The 16,089-nt window shown below is 71.2% G+C and carries 13 protein-coding genes; 7 read left to right on the top strand and 6 right to left on the bottom strand.

The annotated features are described in order from the left end of the window. The first annotated feature begins 128 nt into the window (after positions 1–128). The 4 genes from H8N03_RS09085 to H8N03_RS09070 are packed head-to-tail and all read left to right on the top strand — an operon-like array spanning position 129 to position 4,892. Positions 129–1,340 (top strand): NAD(P)H-dependent flavin oxidoreductase, encoded by a 1,212-nt coding sequence (locus tag H8N03_RS09085; RefSeq protein WP_187075849.1) that lies wholly within the window; start codon positions 129–131, stop codon positions 1,338–1,340. Beyond that, positions 1,337–3,742, top strand: a complete 2,406-nt coding sequence (locus H8N03_RS09080) for an adenosylcobalamin-dependent ribonucleoside-diphosphate reductase (RefSeq protein WP_187075848.1) — start codon at positions 1,337–1,339, stop codon at positions 3,740–3,742. Before H8N03_RS09085 ends, H8N03_RS09080 begins: the two co-directional genes overlap by 4 nt. After that, positions 3,739–4,347, top strand: a complete 609-nt coding sequence (locus tag H8N03_RS09075; RefSeq protein WP_187075847.1) for a nitroreductase family protein — start codon at positions 3,739–3,741, stop codon at positions 4,345–4,347. Before H8N03_RS09080 ends, H8N03_RS09075 begins: the two co-directional genes overlap by 4 nt. After that, on the top strand, positions 4,344–4,892 hold the full coding sequence (locus H8N03_RS09070; protein WP_187075846.1) for a hemerythrin domain-containing protein: 549 nt from the start codon (positions 4,344–4,346) through the stop codon (positions 4,890–4,892). Before H8N03_RS09075 ends, H8N03_RS09070 begins: the two co-directional genes overlap by 4 nt. 101 nt (positions 4,893–4,993) lie before the next feature. On the opposite strand, the gene H8N03_RS09065 is transcribed toward H8N03_RS09070, so the two are convergent. Beyond that, positions 4,994–6,268 (bottom strand): acyl-CoA dehydrogenase family protein, encoded by a 1,275-nt coding sequence (locus H8N03_RS09065; protein WP_187076191.1) that lies wholly within the window; start codon positions 6,266–6,268, stop codon positions 4,994–4,996. A 302-nt stretch (positions 6,269–6,570) separates the two neighbouring features. Between H8N03_RS09065 and H8N03_RS09060 the strand changes: the two genes are divergently transcribed. Next, positions 6,571–7,125, top strand: a complete 555-nt coding sequence (locus H8N03_RS09060; RefSeq protein WP_187075845.1) for a hypothetical protein — start codon at positions 6,571–6,573, stop codon at positions 7,123–7,125. A 9-nt stretch (positions 7,126–7,134) separates the two neighbouring features. On the opposite strand, the gene H8N03_RS09055 is transcribed toward H8N03_RS09060, so the two are convergent. Continuing rightward, positions 7,135–7,782: a DUF4130 domain-containing protein gene (locus tag H8N03_RS09055; protein ID WP_187075844.1), complete on the bottom strand. Its 648-nt coding sequence runs from the start codon at positions 7,780–7,782 to the stop codon at positions 7,135–7,137. Between the two features lie 113 nt (positions 7,783–7,895). Continuing rightward, positions 7,896–8,819, bottom strand: a complete 924-nt coding sequence (gene cysK / locus H8N03_RS09050) for a cysteine synthase A (protein ID WP_187075843.1) — start codon at positions 8,817–8,819, stop codon at positions 7,896–7,898. Between the two features lie 74 nt (positions 8,820–8,893). Here cysK and H8N03_RS09045 point away from each other — a divergent pair, with 74 nt between their 5' ends. Continuing rightward, positions 8,894–9,904 (top strand): chemotaxis protein CheB, encoded by a 1,011-nt coding sequence (locus H8N03_RS09045; RefSeq protein ID WP_187075842.1) that lies wholly within the window; start codon positions 8,894–8,896, stop codon positions 9,902–9,904. 75 nt (positions 9,905–9,979) lie between these two features. Then, positions 9,980–13,306, top strand: coding sequence for a chemotaxis protein CheB (locus tag H8N03_RS09040; RefSeq protein WP_255428144.1), 3,327 nt, complete (start codon positions 9,980–9,982; stop codon positions 13,304–13,306). On the opposite strand, the gene H8N03_RS09035 is transcribed toward H8N03_RS09040, so the two are convergent. The 3 genes from H8N03_RS09035 to H8N03_RS09025 all read right to left on the bottom strand — a co-directional run bounded on the left by H8N03_RS09035 (position 13,303) and on the right by H8N03_RS09025 (position 16,086). Further along, positions 13,303–13,662, bottom strand: coding sequence for a hypothetical protein (locus H8N03_RS09035; RefSeq protein WP_187075840.1), 360 nt, complete (start codon positions 13,660–13,662; stop codon positions 13,303–13,305). The two genes, H8N03_RS09040 and H8N03_RS09035, sit on opposite strands and share 4 nt — an antisense overlap. 113 nt (positions 13,663–13,775) lie before the next feature. Next, positions 13,776–15,293 carry a malonate--CoA ligase gene (locus tag H8N03_RS09030; RefSeq protein WP_187075839.1) on the bottom strand — a complete coding sequence of 506 codons (1,518 nt, stop codon included), beginning with the start codon at positions 15,291–15,293 and terminating at the stop codon, positions 13,776–13,778. 13 nt (positions 15,294–15,306) lie between these two features. Further along, a complete protein-coding gene (locus tag H8N03_RS09025; protein WP_187075838.1) occupies positions 15,307–16,086 on the bottom strand; it encodes an enoyl-CoA hydratase/isomerase family protein in 780 nt (259 codons plus the stop codon). Positions 16,087–16,089: the final 3 nt, after the last annotated feature.

Here is a 16,089-nt window from a genome sequence, read left to right as displayed (position 1 = left end):
AAGGCGGAACATTCCCACAAAATGAAAGATCCGGGGCGGCGTGCAGCCCGACCTTGATGCGCAGCAAGGAGATTTGCGGCGGCCGCCGGTAGCCTGCGTCCAGCTAGCCGATCGACCAACGGAACACGATGGACACATCCTCATTGACGGAGCAGGCGCGCGCCGCGGGCCTGCAGGCATGGAACTTCCGCGGGCGCACGCTGCTGCCCGTGGTGCAAGGCGGCATGGGCGTGGGCGTCTCGGCCGGGCGCCTCGCGGGCACCGTGGCCTCCTTCGACGCGGTGGGCACCATCTCCTCGGTGGACCTGCGCCGCCTGCATCCGGACCTCATGGAGCGCACGGGCCAGCTCGAGGGCCCCGAAGCGAAGGCGCAGATCGACGCCGCCAACCGCGAGGCGCTGGCCCGCGAGATCGCGCGCGCGCGCGGGATCTCGCAGGGCCGCGGCCTCATCGCGGTGAACGTGATGAAGGCGCTGGACCAGTACGAGACCTACGTGCGGCAGGCGCTGGAGAGCGGCGCGGACGCGCTCGCGGTCGGCGCCGGCCTGCCGCTGGACCTGCCGGAGCTCGCGCGCGACTTCCCGCAGGTCGCGCTGGTGCCCATCCTCTCCGATGCGCGCGGCGTGCAGTTGCTGGTGCGCAAGTGGGAGAAGAAGGGGCGCCTGCCCGATGCCATCGTCATCGAGCACCCGCGCCTCGCGGGCGGCCACCTGGGCGCGGCCAAGGTGGCCGACCTGCAGGACCGCCGCTTCGATTTCGACGTGGTGCTGCCCGAGGTGCTGGCCTTCTTCCGGCAGGCCGGGCTCGAAGGCAGGATCCCGCTGGTGGCCGCCGGCGGCATCTCGAGCCGCGAGGACGTCCAGCGCCTGCAGGGACTCGGGGCCGCAGCGGTGCAGCTCGGTACCGCGTTCGCGGTCACCTGCGAGAGCGATGCCAGCGAAGCCTTCAAGGAAGTGCTGGCCGGCGCGAAGCCCGAGGACCTGGTGGAGTTCACCAGCGTCGCCGGCCTGCCCGCGCGCGCGGTGCGCACGCCCTGGCTGGACAAGTACCTGCGCCTGCAGGAGCGCATGCAGCAGCACGCGCACGCCAAGGCGCACTGCACGATGTGGTTCGACTGCCTGGCGCACTGCGGGTTGCGCGACGGCAACGCCGCCTGGGGCCAGTTCTGCATCGACAAGGTGCTTGGCCACGCCCTCGCCGGGGACGTGCGCAAAGGTCTATTCTTCCGGGGTGCGGGGCGCCTGCCCTTCGGCACCCAGATCCGGCCGGTGCGGGACCTCCTGCACAGCCTGCTCGGGCCGCTGGTGCCCGCGCTCCCCCAGGAGGTTGCTGCCGCATGAAACGCGATCCGTCCCCGAACGCCGTCCCCGCCCTGCCCGCGCAGGCCATCAGCCTGGACGTGCTGCGCGAGAAGTACCTCAAGGAGGGCGAGCAGTCCGAGGCGGACCTGTTGCGGCGCGTGGCGAAGGCGCTCGCTTCCGTCGAGGCCGAGCCGCTGCGCGCCGAATGGGAGCAGCGCTTCTTCGACAACCTGCAGGCCGGCGCCATCGGCGCGGGCCGCATCATGAGCGCGGCCGGCACCAACCTGCAGGCCACGCTGATCAACTGCTTCGTGCAGCCCGTGGGCGACTCCATCCAGGGCCGCGACGACGAGGGCTTCCCCGGCATCTACGAGGCGCTGCGCGAGGCGGCCGAGACGATGCGGCGCGGCGGCGGCGTGGGCTACGACTTCTCGCGCATCCGCCCGCGCGGCGCGGAGGTGAAGGCCACCGCTTCGCTCGCATCGGGCCCCTGCAGCTACATGGACGTGTTCGACCACTCGTGTTCGACCGTGGAGAGCGCCGGCGCGCGCCGCGGCGCCCAGATGGGCGTGCTGCGCATCGACCACCCGGACGTGCTGGAGTTCATCACCGCCAAGCGCACGCCCGGGCGGTGGAACAACTTCAACGTGTCGGTGGCGGTGACGGACGAATTCATCCGGACGCTGCAGGCGGGCGGGGATTGGGCGCTGGTGCACAGGAAGAAGCCGGGTGCGGCGCTGATTGCGCAAGGTGCGCACCTGCGAGGCGACGGGAACTGGGTGTACCGCACGCTGCCTGCGCAGCAGCTGTGGGACACGATCATGCGGTCGACCTACGACTTCGCGGAGCCCGGCGTGATCTTCATCGACACGATGAACCGGGACAACAACCTGCGGTATGCGGAGCAGATCAGCGCGACCAACCCTTGTTCGGAACAACCGTTGCCTCCCTACGGGTGCTGCGACCTCGGGCCGGTCATCCTCACGCGGTTCGTGAAGCACCCGTTCGGCTTCGGCGGCGCGCCGGAGTTCGACTTCGAGCGATTCGCAAGATCCGTGGCCATCCAGGTCCGTGCGCTCGACAACGTGCTGGACGCGACCTTCTGGCCGCTCGCCCAGCAGCAGCAGGAATCGCGGGCGAAGCGCCGCATCGGCGTCGGCTTCACCGGGCTGGGCAACGCGCTCGCCATGCTGCGCCTGCGCTACGACGCGCCCGAAGGCAGGGACATGGCGTCGCGGATCGCCCGCGCCATGCGCGACGCGGCGTACGGTGCATCCGTGGAGCTCGCGAAGGAGAAAGGCGCCTTCCCGCTCTTCGATGCGGAGAAGTACCTGGAAGCCGGAACCTTCGCCAGCCGCCTGGACGAGCCGCTGAAGCAGGACATCCGCAAGCACGGCATCCGCAACAGCCACCTGCTGTCGATCGCGCCGACAGGCACGGTCAGCCTCGCGTTCGCCGACAACGCGTCGAATGGCATCGAGCCTTCTTTTTCCTGGACGTATCAACGCAAGAAGCGCGAAGCCGATGGAACGCGCAGCGAATACACCGTGGAAGACCACGCGTGGCGCGTGTTCCGTTCGCTCGGCGGCGACACGAACAAGCTGCCGTCCTATTTCGTCTCCGCTCTGGAGATGCCGGCCGCGGACCACCTGGCGATGATGGAGGCAGTGCAGCCCTTCATCGACACCGCCATCTCCAAGACCGTCAACGTCCCCGCCGACTACCCTTACGCCGACTTCCAGGGCCTCTACCTCGAAGCCTGGCGTGCCGGCCTGAAAGGCCTCGCGACCTACCGCCCCAACGAGATCCTCGGATCCGTGCTGTCGACGACGCCCATGGAAGCTCCCGCGCCGCAGGTCGAGCGCCGCAAGGTCGACCCCATGCGCACGATGATCGAGCGCCGCCCGCCCGGCCAGCTGCCGGGCGTGGTGGAGAAGATCGAGTACTGGACGCAGCAGGGCCGGCAGACGCTCTACATCGTCGTGTCCTTCCTGCCGATCGGGGAAGGACGCGAGCGCGCCATCGAGTTCTTCATGCCGGTAGGCCAGAGCGGCGAGTCGCAGCAGTGGATCACCTCCAGCATGCGGCTGCTCTCGCTGGCCGCGCGCGGCGGCTTCCTGGAGCGCGCGCTCGGCGACATGCGCAAGGTCGCGTGGGACCGCGGGCCGGTGCGGCTGGGGACGTACAGCAAGGCCGACGGCACCGCCGTGCCGATGTGGCACGACTCGGAGGTGGCCGCGATCGCCTATGCGATCCAGAACATCATCGCGCGGCGCCAGGGCGAGCCGGTCGCCGCGCTCGTCACGCCGCCGGCGCCCGCCGCCGATGCGCCGCCCACCATGGCCGGCGCGAAGTGCCCGGAATGCGGCGCGCACGCCATGATCCGCAAGGACGGCTGCGAGTTCTGCACTTCCTGCGGCCACGTGGGAGCCTGCGGATGACGCAGCAGCCGGACACGGCCGTCTCCGGCGAATGGGCGGAGGCGCTGATCCACGGACGGCGCACGGTGCTGCCCAAGCGCCTGGCCGCGCCCGGCCCGGACCCGATGCAGCTGCAGCGCATCCTGGGCGCAGCGGCTGCCGCGCCCGACCACGGCGAGCTGCTGCCCTGGCGCTTCGTCCTCGTTCCGGAGCCCGCGCGCGGGGCGCTGGCAGAGGCCTTCGCGCAGGCGCTGCGCGAACGCGATGCGCAGGCAAGCGGGGAGCAGCTCGCGCAGGCGCGCGAGAAGGCGTTCCGCGCCCCCTTGCTGCTGCTGGCGGTGGCCGACCTCGGCGAAGGCGGCGAGGCGATCCCCGCGACGGAGCGGCTCGTCTCCGCCGGGTGCGCGATCCAGAACATGCTGCTCATGGCGACGGCGCTGGGCTTCGGCTCGGCGCTCACCAGCGGCAAGGCGATGGACTCCGGCCCGCTGCGCGCGCTGTTCTCCCTCCGCGCGCAGGAGCGCGCCCTCTGCTTCGTGAGCATCGGCACCATCGCAGGCCCGAAGCGCGGGCGCACCCGCCCCGCCGTCGACGCATACGTGCGCGTGCTGGAGGCCGGGCCATGACGCAGCCGATCCGCCTGTCCTCCCTCGTGGCCTCGCCGGCCGCCGGCTTCGAGGAGCCCTTCGAGATGCTGGAGGCCTGCCACGAGCGCGTGCACCGCATGCTGGCACTGCTCGGGCGGCTGCGCGAGCACGTGCGCACGCACGGCAGCGACGTGCAGGCACGGCAGGCCGCGCGCGACGTGATGCGCTACTTCGACATGGCGGCGCCGCAGCACCACCTCGACGAGGAGCTGCACGTGTTCCCGCCGCTGCTCGCGCAAGGCGAGGAGCGGGTGGCGCAGGTCGTGCGCCGGCTGCAGCAGGACCACCTGGAGATGGAGTCGCGGTGGCGGGAGGCGCGGGAGGTGCTGGTGCTGGTGGCCGAAGGAAGCGTCGATCGCCTGGACACGGAAGGCGAGGCGAGCCTGGATGCGTTCGCGGGCTTGTACGACGCGCACATCCGCAGCGAGGAGGAGATCGCGTATCCGGCGGCGCAGGCGGCGATCGATGCGCCGGGGCGCACGGCGATGGGGCGGGAGATGATGAAGCGGCGCGGGGTGAAGTAGGCTGGGTTTCGCGAAGCGAACCCCAGCGATGCGGGTGCCGCAAGGAAAGCTGGGGTGCGCTGCGCGCAACCCAGCCTACGAACCTCCGCAACAATCGGGATTCACCGCACCCGCGGCTCCGCCCTCATCTGCTCCGGCGTCGTGAAGTAGTCCGCCCACTTCCCCCGCTGCTCCCCTGCCCGCTTCAGCTCCCCGCGCGCCACCGTGCGCAGGTGCACTTCATCCGGCCCGTCCATGATGCGCAGCGCCCGCCCCCAGGTCCACAGGGCGGCCAGCGGCGTGTCCGGCGACAGGCCCATCGCGCCGAAGACCTGCATCGCGCGGTCCACCACGCGCTGCTGCAGCCGCGCGGCGACCAGCTTGATGGCGGCGACCTGCTCGCGCAGGTCCGCGGGCGGCACGGGCTGGTCCAGCGACCACGCGGTGCGCAGCACCAGCAGCCGCGCCTGGTCGATCTCGATGCGCGAATCGGCCAGCCACTCCTGCACGTTGGCCTGCTGCGCGAGCGGTCGCCCGAAGGCGCGGCGCTCCAGCGCCCGGTCGCACGCGAGCCCCAGCGCCAGCTCGCACTGGCCGATGGTGCGCATGCAGTGGTGCACGCGCCCGGGGCCCAGGCGCGCCTGGGCGAGCGCGAAGCCTTCGCCCCACGCGCCCAGCAGCTCGCCGGCAGGCACGCGCACCTGCCGGAAGACGATCTCGCAATGGCCTTCCGGCGCCACGTGGTGCACGACGGGGATGTTGCGCACGAGCTCCACGCCGGCCGCATCCGCGGGCACGAGCACGATGCTGTGCGCGTGGTGCGCGTCGGCGCCCGCGTCCGCGTTGCGCGCCATCACGAGCAGCAGCCTGCATTCCGGGTGCGCGGCGCCCGTCACGAACCACTTGCGCCCGTTCAGCACCAGCGTGTCGCCCTCGCGCCGCACTTCCGCCTGCAGGTTGGTCGGGTCGGACGACGCGACGTCCGGCTCGGACATCGCGAACGCGGAGCGGATCGTGCCCGCCAGCAGCGGCGCCAGCCACCGTTCGCGCTGCGCGGGCGAAGCGGACCGCAGCAGCAGCTCCATGTTGCCGCTGTCCGGCGCGTTGCAGTTGAACACTTCGGCCGCCCAGGGCAGGCGGCCCATGGCCTCGGCGAGCGGCGCATAGTCCAGGTGCGACAGCGCCGTGCCGGGCGCATCCGCCGGCAGGCCGGGCAGGCACAGGTTCCACAGCCCTTCCTCGCGCGCCAGCGCCCGCAGGTCCGCGACGAAGGCCGCCGGCCGGCCCTCCGCGGCCGCGGCGTGCCAGGCGGCGTTGAAGGGCAGCACGAAGCGCGCGAGGAAGTCCTCGAGCCGCCGCAGCCACTCGTCCGCCCGTTCGGAACGCCGGAAGTCCATGCGGCCCACGATAGCCGTGCGGCCGCGCAGGGCCGTGACCTGCATCAAGGCGCCACGCCGCCCCCTGTCGCCACCACGACATGGGTCCGCTGTCAATCTCCCGATGGGCCCATGGGGTTCCAGCAACGCCGTGACGGGAATGCAGCCGCGAGCGTGCATGATGTCTCGGTGGCTGCCCGGACCCTACCGGCCGTCCCGCTCACCCCACCGCCTGGCGCTGCCGGCCGGGGCGGCGCGGAGGCCCGGTAAGAGAATGACGGCCGCGCCCGACCCCCGAACGCCCTTCCCCGGGCTTCCCCGCCGTGCAAGCCGAACGAATCGACGACCTCCTCCCGCTGCTCCTGGTGGGCATCGCCATCGCGATCGCCATCGTGCTGTGGCGCCTGCGCGTTCGTTTCGTTCGCAAGGTGGCGAAGCGCCGCGCCGCCGGCTACCGCCTGATGGACTGCCTGAAGGCCTACACCGCCTGGATCGACTGGCACCGTGACGAGCCCCTGCTGCACCGCGATCCCGAGAGCCTGAGCATTCCCGCCGCGCTCGCGCAGGCCGTGCAGATCAAGGACGAGTTCTTCCCCGAGCTGTCGAAGCTCATGGTGCAGTTGCTGCAGACGCACCGCGAGCTGATGCAGTACCTGTGGGAGGAGAACATCCTGCGCATGTCGCACGCGGGGCACCAGCGGCCCTACTACGCCGACCCGCGCTACCACCAGCTGCGGGACACGCAGGACGCCGCGCTCGACAGCCTGTTCCTGCGCTGCCGCGAGCTGATCGGCGATGCGAACAGCGAGTGGCGCCACACGCGCAGCGACTTCAGCTTCTCGAGCGAAACGGGGATGTCGACGCCGGCCAACAGCTGACGGCGGCACTCAGAGCCAGGGCATCGCGTCCAGCATGGCCGCCCACTCCCGCTCGCTGCGCCCGACCAGCGGGTCCGGCAACGGCGCGACCGCGGGAGCGCTGAGCAGCTTCTCGCCGTCCCAGCGCATGCTGCGGTCCGGCGTGAGGAGGACCCAGCGCACCGGTCCGTCGCCCCTGGCCAGCCAGGCGCCCACCGTCTCGCTCACGTAGTGCGCCGGCTCGTACCAGGCGAAGGCGGTGGGCTCCCCGCGCACGTCGAGCGGGCGGAACACGAGGCGGGTCTTCATCTTCTGGATGTCGCGCCGCACGGCCTGGGCCATCTGCCGCAGGCGCACCAGGTCGGCGTCGCCGAAGTCGTTCTTCAGCTCGGGCTCGTACACGAGGCGCCACAGCGACCGGTACAGCAGGTCGAAGCGGTCGGCGTCGCGGTGCAGCACCACGAGCTCGCTCATGCGGATGAAGGACTGCGGGATGATGGCGCGCGCCGCCCGGTTGCGGATGGCGGCGCGCTCCCCGTCGAGCGGCTCCTCCGCCACGTCCTGCGCCGGTTCCGCGGACCAGCGGACCTCACCGGGCGGCACCTGGCGGGCAAGGAGGCGCGTGGCTTCGTTGTGGAAGCCGGCGACATCGACCGGGTCGGACAGCGGGACTTGCACGTTGGGCCACAGCGATGGCGTGAGGAGAAACCAACATTCTGTGCGCCTGGCGACCCCACGGGGGCACTTTGTTGCATATTGCTTGCCCAGCCGATGGAACTTCGCGCGTTGTCCTACATCGCGGCGGGCAGAAAGCCTTCGACGGAAAGGTAGCGCTCCCCCGTGTCGTAGTTGAAGCCCAGCACGGTGGCGCCGGCGGGAATGTCCTTCAGCTTCTGGGCGATGGCGGCGAGCGTCGCGCCCGAGGAGATGCCGACCAGGATGCCTTCCTCGCGGGCGCAGCGCCGCGCCATCTCGCGGGCGGGCTCCGCATCCACCTGGATCACGCCGTCCAGCAGCGACGTATCCATGATGGCGGGGACGAAGCCCGCGCCGATGCCCTGGATGGGATGCGGCGAGGGCTGGCCGCCGGAAAGCACCGGCGAGGCGACCGGCTCCACCGCGAACACCTTCAGCTTCGGCCACTTCGGCTTGAGCACCTTCGCGCAGCCGGTGATGTGCCCTCCTGTTCCCACGCCCGTGATGAGGCAGTCGACGCCGCCGGGGAAGTCCTCCAGGATCTCGCGCGCCGTCGTGCGTTCGTGCACATCCACGTTCGCGGCGTTCTCGAACTGCTGCGGGATCCACGCGCCGGGCGTCCGGGCGGCGAGCTCCTGGGCGCGTGCGATCGCGCCCTTCATGCCCTTCTCGCGGGGCGTGAGGTCGAACGTCGCCCCGTAGGCCAGCATGAGCCGGCGCCGCTCGACGGACATGCTGTCCGGCATCACCAGCACCAGCTTGTAGCCCTTCACCGCCGCGACCATCGCGAGGCCGATGCCGGTGTTGCCCGAGGTCGGTTCGATGATCGTGCCGCCCGGCTTCAGCCTGCCGCTGCGCTCCGCGTCCTCGACCATCGACAGCGCGATGCGGTCCTTGATCGAGCCGCCGGGGTTGGCGCGCTCCGACTTGATCCACACCTCGTGCGTGTCGCCGAAGAGGCGGTTGATGCGCACATGGGGCGTGCGCCCGATGGTCTCCAGGATGCTGCTGGCCTTCATGGGGTTCCTCCTGCGAAGGCCGCATTCTCGCGCGAGTCGTCCCACGCTGCGCGCAGGCCGGGGCAGAATGGCCCATGACCGCTTCTTTCAGCCGTGTCGTCGTGATCGGCGCGTCGGCCGGAGGCATCTCGGCGCTGCTGGAGCTCGGCGCGGCATTGCCACGGCCCTTTCCCGCCCCGGTGTGCATCGTCCAGCACATCGGCGCCCACCCCAGCCTGCTGCCCGAGCTGCTCCGCTACCGCGGCCCCAACCCCGCCGTGCACCCGCGCGACGGCGAGCGCCTCGCCCCAGGCACGCTGTACGTCGCGCCCGCCGACACCCACATGCTGCTGGATGGCGACGTGCTGCGGCTGCGCCAGGGGCCCCGGGAGAACCACGCGCGCCCCGCGATCGACCCCCTCTTCCGCTCGGCGGCCCGCAGCTGGGGCGAGCGGGTCGTCGGCGTGATCCTCACCGGCCAGATGGACGACGGCACGGCGGGCCTGAAGGCCGTGAAGGAGTGCGGCGGCACGGCGATCGTGCAGGACCCGGCGACCGCCGCCGAACAGGAGATGCCACGCAGCGCGCTGCAGAACGTGGCCGTGGACCACTGCGTGCCGCTCGCGGCGCTCGCGCCCCTGCTGGTGCGGCTGGTGGGCGAGGCGCCGCCGGCCGGCGCTCCCCGCATCCGCGAAACGGTGCTCCGGGAAGTGGCGATCAACCAGGGAGCCGCCACCGTGGAAAACCTCGAACCCCTCGCCGCTCCCTCGACGCTCACCTGCCCCGACTGCGGCGGCACGCTCTGGGAAGTGAAGGAGCACAAGCCGCTGCGCTACCGCTGCCACACGGGCCATGCCTTCGGGGCGCTCAGCCTCGCGCAGGCCCAGAAGGACGCGGCCGAACAGGCGCTGTTCGCGGGAGTGCGCGCGCTGCGCGAGCGCGAGATCCTGCTGCGGCGCATGGCCGCCATCACCGCGGCCACCGGCGACACCGCGCAGGCGGCGGTGGCGCAGGCCCAGGCGGACCGGCTGCGCGAGCAGGTGCGCGCCCTGCAGCGCCTGGCCGAACACGTGCCCTCGGCCGCCCGCTCCGACGCGGTCCCATAATCTCCCGTCGACAGAAAGGACGGGATGAGCGTCGAACCGCGGAACGGCCGTGCCGGACAGGAGCTTGCAGAGGGATTGGACAACATCGTCCCGAGCCACGGCTACCGCAAGGTGCCTGTGGTGGGGCTGGGCGGCTCCGCCGGGAGCATCGACGCGCTGCAGGTGTTCTTCTCCACCATGCCCGCCGGCTCGGGGCTGGCCTTCGTGGTCGTCATCCACCTGTCCCCGGACCACGAAAGCGCCCTGACCGACGTGATCCAGCGCGCCACGCGCATGCGGGTGGTGAAGGTGGACCACGTGCTGGAAGTCGAGCCGGACACCGTGTACGTGATCCCGCCCGGCAAGCTGCTGGAGGCGCGCGCCGGCCGGCTGGAAGCCTCCACGCTGCCCGAGGGCCACCGCGGCCGCCACGTCGTGGTGGACGTCCTGCTTCGCACCTTGGCGGACAGCCATGGCGCCCATACCGCGGGTGTCGTGCTTTCCGGCGCCGACAGCGACGGCGCGAGCGGGATGAAGCGCGTCAAGGAACGCGGCGGCCTGACCGTGGCGCAGGACCCTGACGAAGCGACGCACGGCGAGATGCCGCGCTGCGCCATCGCGACCGGCATGGTGGACTGGGTGCTGCCCGTGCAGGACATGCCCTCGCGCATCCTCTCGTACTTCCGGCTGGAAAGCGCCGTGCAGCTGCCGCCGGAGGCGGACCCCGACGGCCCGCCCTTGCGGCCGGACGCGGCGGAGTCGGACCTGCGGGACGTGCTCGCCTTCCTGCGCACCCGCACCAACCGCGACTTCACGCAGTACAAGCGCGCGACCATCCTGCGGCGCATCGGCCGGCGCATGCAGGTGAACGGCGTGGACAACCTCGGCGCCTACCTGAACTGCCTGCGCACGCGCCCCGGCGAATGCCAGGCGCTGCTGCAGGACCTGCTGATCAGCGTCACCAACTTCTTCCGCGACCCGGACTGCTTCAACGCGCTGCAGGTGCACCTGCCGTCGCTGTTCCAGGGCAAGGGACCCGGCGACACGGTGCGCGTGTGGGTGATCGCGTGCGCCACGGGCGAGGAGGCCTACAGCATCGCCATCCTGCTGGCGGAGTACGCCCGCACGCTCGAGACGCCGCCGGCGGTGCAGGTGTTCGCGACCGACCTCGACGCCGAGGCCGTGCAGGTGGCGCGCGAAGGCCTCTATCCCGCGGCGATCGCCGGCGACGTGAGCGAGGAGCGGCTGCGCCGCTTCTTCGTGAAGGAGCAGCGGGGCTACCGCGTGCGGCGCGAGCTGCGCGAGATGGTGCTGTTCGCCGTGCACGACGTGCTGCAGGACCCGCCGTTCTCGCGCCAGCACCTCGTGACCTGCCGCAACCTGCTGATCTACCTGGCCCGCGAGGCGCAGGCCCGCGTCTTCGAGACCCTGCACTTCGCGCTGCTGCCGCACGGGACGCTGTTCCTCGGCTCCTCGGAGTCCGTCGAGGACGGCACGCTCTTCACGGTCCTGGACAAGAAGCACCGCCTCTACGCGCAGGCGCCGTCCACGCGGCCCGTCCACGCGCACCGGCCCTCCGCCAGCGTCCTCACGCGGTCGATGCAGGCGCAGTACGTGGTCCATGGCGGCCCCGTGATCTCCAGCCTCTCCCTGGATCCGCGGTCCGCCGGCGTCCCCGCGCCGCAGCTCCGGGATCCGCCCCACGGAAGCTGGTCCGACGTGCACCTGCAGCTGCTGGAGCGGCTGGCGCCGCCCTCCGTGCTGGTCGACGCCGACTACGACATCGTGCACCTCTCGCCGAGCGCGGGCCGCTTCCTGCAGCTCGCCGGCGGCGAACCCACGCGCAACCTGTTGCGGGCGCTGCCGGCCGACCTGCGCATCGACGTGCGCGCCGCCCTCTACCAGGCCGCGCAGCAGCAGGAAGAGGTGCACCTCGCGCCGATGACGATGCCCGTCGCCGGCGGCAGCGTCGTGGCCCGCCTGCGGGTGGTGCCCGCGCAGGACGGCGGCGAAGCGCTGTTCGTGGTGCTCTTCGAGATCCAGGACCAGCCCGCGACCGCCGTCGAGGGCACGCGCCTGAAGCCGGACCCGCTCGCCCGCCACCTCGACGCCGAGATCGAGCGGCTGAAGATGCACCTGCGCGACACGGTGGAACAGTACGAGGCGTCCACCGAGGAACTGAAGGCCAGCAACGAGGAGCTGCAGGCCATGAACGAGGAGATGCGCGCGGCGACCGAGGAGCTCGAGACGAGCCGCGAGGAACTGCAGTCCATCAACGAGGAGCTGACGACCGTCAACCAGGAGCTGAGCTCCAAGGTGGAGGACCTGAGCCGCGCCAACAGCGACATCCAGAACCTGATGCACTCCACGCAGATCGCCACGGTCTTCCTGGACCGCGATCTGCGCATCACGCTCTACACCCCGGCCGCCATCCCGCTGTTCAACCTGATCCCCGGCGACATCGGCCGGCCCCTGACCGACATGGCGACGCAGCTCGCCTACGAGCAGCTGGGCACGGACGCGCGGCGCGTGCTGGAGCGGCTGATCCCGGTGGAACGCGAGGTGGGGCATCCGGACGGCGGGTGGTACCTCGCCCGCCTGATGCCGTACCGCACCGGCGACGACCGGATCGGCGGCGTGGTGATCACCTTCATCGACATCAGCGAACGCAAGCAGTCGGAGGAGATGCGCCTGTGGCTGTCCGCGGTGGTGTCGTCGACGCCCGACGCCATCATCAGCTTCGCCCTGGACGGCACCATCCTCAGCTGGAACCGCGCCGCGCAGCGGCTTTTCGGCTACGGCGCGGAAGAAGCCATCGGCCGCCCGATCGGCATGCTCGATGGCGACGACCGCCGCGACGAGCACATGCTGCGCACCGTGGCCGCAGGCGGCACCATCGAACACCTGGAGGCCGTGCGGCGGCGCAAGGACGGCAGCGCCGTGCACGTGGCCCTGAGCGCGTCGCCCATCCAGGACGAGACGGGCCGCGTGCTGGCGGGCACCGCCCTGGTGCGCGACGTCACCGAAGCGCGGGCCGCCGCCGAGGCCCTGCGCCAGAGCGAGGAAAGGCTGCGCCTCATGGTCGAAAGCGCGGTCGAATACGCCATCTTCTCGCTGGACCTGGAGCGCCGCGTCACACGCTGGAACAGCGGCGCGCAGCGCCTGCTCGGATGGACCGAAGCGGAGGTCCTGGGCCGGCCCGCGGACATCATCTTCACGCCCGAGGAGCGGGAAGCGCAGGAGCCCGAGAAGGAAGCCCGCACCGCGCGCGTCGAAGGCCGTGCCGCCGACGAGCGCATCCACGTGCGCAGGGACGGCAGCCGGTTCCGGGGCAGCGGCATGCTGATGCTGATGCGCAGCGAGGCCGGGGAAGCGGTGGGTTTCGTGAAGATCCTGCGCGACCTGGGCCGCGCAGGCTCCTAGGCGCGCCGGTCGATGAAGCGCTGGCACACCTCGCGCAGCGCCGCGACGCATTGCGCATGGCGGTCCCGCACGTCGGCCAGCGTGCGGCCGTCCGTCTCGCCGTGGCCGTACTGGCCGCGCCAGAGGTGGTGCACCAGCTCCGCGTGGGCGATCAGCAGCTCCACCCACTGCACGCGCGCCTCGGAAAGCGTGGCGCAATACATCCGGAGGGTCTCCGCCTGCGCGCTCACCTCGCGGTAGGTGTCCAGGTCGGGCCAGTTCGCCACCATCCGCTCCGCGTCGCGCCCGTACTCCTCCAGGGCCGCCAGCAGTTGCAGGGCGACGGCGTCGAGAGCGGGAGCTTGGGAGGCGGACATGGCGCAGGCGGCAGAAACGCAGTGTAGCGAGCCCCCGAACCGGCGCCAAGGCTATTGCGGCGAGATCGACGCGCGCGCGCCCGCCGGGCGCGCGCCATGTACGAAACCGGACATCACGCGAACAGCGTCTTGTGCTGCTCGCGCAGGAGGTTCTTCTGCACCTTGCCCATGGTGTTGCGCGGCAACTCGTTGACCACGAAGCACTTTTTCGGGATCTTGAAATTGGCGAGCTGGCTCTTGAGCGTTCCGATGAGCTGCTCGGGCTCCACCTCCGCCCCCGGCTTCGGGATCACGATCGCCACGCCGACCTCGCCGAAGTCCGGATGGGGCACGCCCACCACGGCGCTCTCCGCCACGCCGGGCATGTCGTTGATGTAGCCCTCGATCTCCGCCGGGTAGACGTTGTAGCCGCCGCTGATGATGAGGTCCTTGCTGCGGCCGACGATGGTGACGTAGCCGCGTCCGTCGACCTTGCCCACGTCGCCGGTCTTGAAGAAGCCATCCTCGGTGAACTCCTCCTTCGTCTTCTCCGGCATGCGCCAGTAGCCCTGGAACACGCTCGGTCCCCTGACCTGGATGCCGCCGATCTCGCCGGTGGGGACCTCGTTGCCCTGGTCGTCGCGCACGCGCAGCTGCACGCCCGGCAGCGGGAAGCCCACCGTGCCGCCGCGGCGCTCGCCCTCGTAGGGGTTGGAGGTGAGCATGACGGTCTCGCTCATGCCGTAGCGCTCCAGGATGGTCTGGCCGGTGCGCTCCTTCCATTCGTTGAAGGTCTCCAGCAGCAGCGGCGCCGAGCCGGAGACGAAGAGGCGCATGTTGCGGGCCACCACCTTGTTCAGCCGCGATTCCGCGAGCATGCGCACGTAGAGCGTGGGCACGCCCATGAAGACGGTGGCGTCGGGCATGCGCTCGATCACCTTCTTCGGGTCGAACTTCGCGAACCAGAGCATCCTGCTGCCATTGAGCAGCGCGCCGTGGATCGCCACGAAGAGGCCGTGCACGTGGAAGATCGGCAGCGCGTGGATCAGCACGTCGCCCTGCTTCCAGCCCCAGTACTCCTTGAGCACTTCGGCGTTGCTGCGCAGGTTGCCGTGCGACAGCATGGCCCCCTTGCTGCGGCCCGTGGTCCCGCTGGTGTAGAGGATGGCGGCGAGGTCGTCGTCCCCGCGCTGCACCGGCTCCTGCCGGTCGGAGTGCTGCGCGGCGCGCTGCAGCAGCGAGCCCGTGCGGTCGTCGCCGAGCGTGAAGACGTGGTGCGTGCCGGCCTGGAAGGCGATCTTGCTCACCCAGCCGAAGTTGGCGGGCGAGCACACGACGACGGCGGGCTCCGCGTTGCCGACGAAGTACTCGATCTCCGCCTTCTGGTACGCGGTGTTGAGCGGCAGGAACACGTAGCCCGCGCGCAGCGTCGCCAGGTACAGCATCATGGCCTCGACCGACTTCTCCACCTGCACGGCGACGCGGGCGCCCGCCTCGATGCCGAGCGACTGCAGCAGGTTGGCGATCATCGCCGTGCCGCGCTCGAGGTCGCGCCAGCTGTACGCGAGGCCGTTGTCCGTCTCGACGGCGACGGTGTCGAGGTCCTGCGGGAAGGCGGCGCGCAGCGCCGCGAAGAGGTTGCGGTTGTCCATGGGGAAGTCCGTCTCAGAACTGGGGAGATCTCTTCTCGAGGAAGGCGGAGATGCCTTCGCGGTGCTCGGGGCTGGTGGCGTAGTCGTAGGCGCGTTCGAGCAGGTCGGCGGGCGGCGGCGCGTCGGCGGCGCGGCCGTCCAGGCGGCGCAAGGTGCGCTTGTTCATGCGCGCGGCCTGCGGCGCGAGCGCGCTGATGCGGTCGGCGGTGGCCTGCACCTCCAGCGCCAGGTTCTCGTTGGGCACCACGCGCTGCAGGAAGCCGCGGGCCTTCATCTCGCGCGCGTCGAGCTGCACTGCCTCGAACAGCATCTCGCGCAGGGTGGCAGCGCCCGCGACCGCGGCGACCAGCTGCGCCTCGCGCGGCGCCATGGGGAAGCCGAGCCGCGCGATCGGCGCGCCGAAGCGGGCACCGGCGCCGGCAATGCGGATGTCGCAGCAGCAGGCGATCTCCAGGCCCGCGCCCATGCAGGCGCCCTCGATCTGGGCGACCACGGGGACCTCGCACGCCAGCATGGCCGCCAGGCCGCCCCACACGTCTTCTTCGTGGAACTGGCGCAGGGTCTCGGGATGGAAGCGGAACTGCGGGTACTCCGCGATGTCGCCGCCGGCGCAGAAGCCGCCGTTGGCGCCGGCAACCACGACGCAGCGCAGGTCGCGGTTCGCCTGGAGGGAGAGGAAGGCGTCGCGCAGCTCGCGCCACATCGCGCGCGACATGGCGTCGAGCTTGCCGGGGTGCGACAGCGTCACCCGGGCCACGGGCCCGAGCAGCGCGAGCCGCACCTGTCCGGACATGGC

This window comes from Ramlibacter cellulosilyticus (assembly GCF_014297465.1).
Lineage (GTDB): Bacteria > Pseudomonadota > Gammaproteobacteria > Burkholderiales > Burkholderiaceae_C > Ramlibacter > Ramlibacter cellulosilyticus.
This window is presented reverse-complemented; position numbering and strand designations above follow the sequence as displayed.

Excerpts from the sequence above, each read along its gene's own strand:
- H8N03_RS09045 (WP_187075842.1), top strand. The coding sequence starts at position 8,894 with ATGACCGCTTCTTTCAGCCGTGTCGTCGTGATCGGCGCGTCGGCCGGA.
- H8N03_RS09065 (WP_187076191.1), bottom strand. The coding sequence starts at position 6,268 with ATGGACTTCCGGCGTTCCGAACGGGCGGACGAGTGGCTGCGGCGGCTC.
- H8N03_RS09085 (WP_187075849.1), top strand. The coding sequence starts at position 129 with ATGGACACATCCTCATTGACGGAGCAGGCGCGCGCCGCGGGCCTGCAG.
- H8N03_RS09080 (WP_187075848.1), top strand. The coding sequence starts at position 1,337 with ATGAAACGCGATCCGTCCCCGAACGCCGTCCCCGCCCTGCCCGCGCAG.
- H8N03_RS09075 (WP_187075847.1), top strand. The coding sequence starts at position 3,739 with ATGACGCAGCAGCCGGACACGGCCGTCTCCGGCGAATGGGCGGAGGCG.
- H8N03_RS09030 (WP_187075839.1), bottom strand. The coding sequence starts at position 15,293 with ATGGACAACCGCAACCTCTTCGCGGCGCTGCGCGCCGCCTTCCCGCAG.
- H8N03_RS09035 (WP_187075840.1), bottom strand. The coding sequence starts at position 13,662 with ATGTCCGCCTCCCAAGCTCCCGCTCTCGACGCCGTCGCCCTGCAACTG.
- H8N03_RS09025 (WP_187075838.1), bottom strand. The coding sequence starts at position 16,086 with ATGTCCGGACAGGTGCGGCTCGCGCTGCTCGGGCCCGTGGCCCGGGTG.
- H8N03_RS09070 (WP_187075846.1), top strand. The coding sequence starts at position 4,344 with ATGACGCAGCCGATCCGCCTGTCCTCCCTCGTGGCCTCGCCGGCCGCC.
- cysK (WP_187075843.1), bottom strand. The coding sequence starts at position 8,819 with ATGAAGGCCAGCAGCATCCTGGAGACCATCGGGCGCACGCCCCATGTG.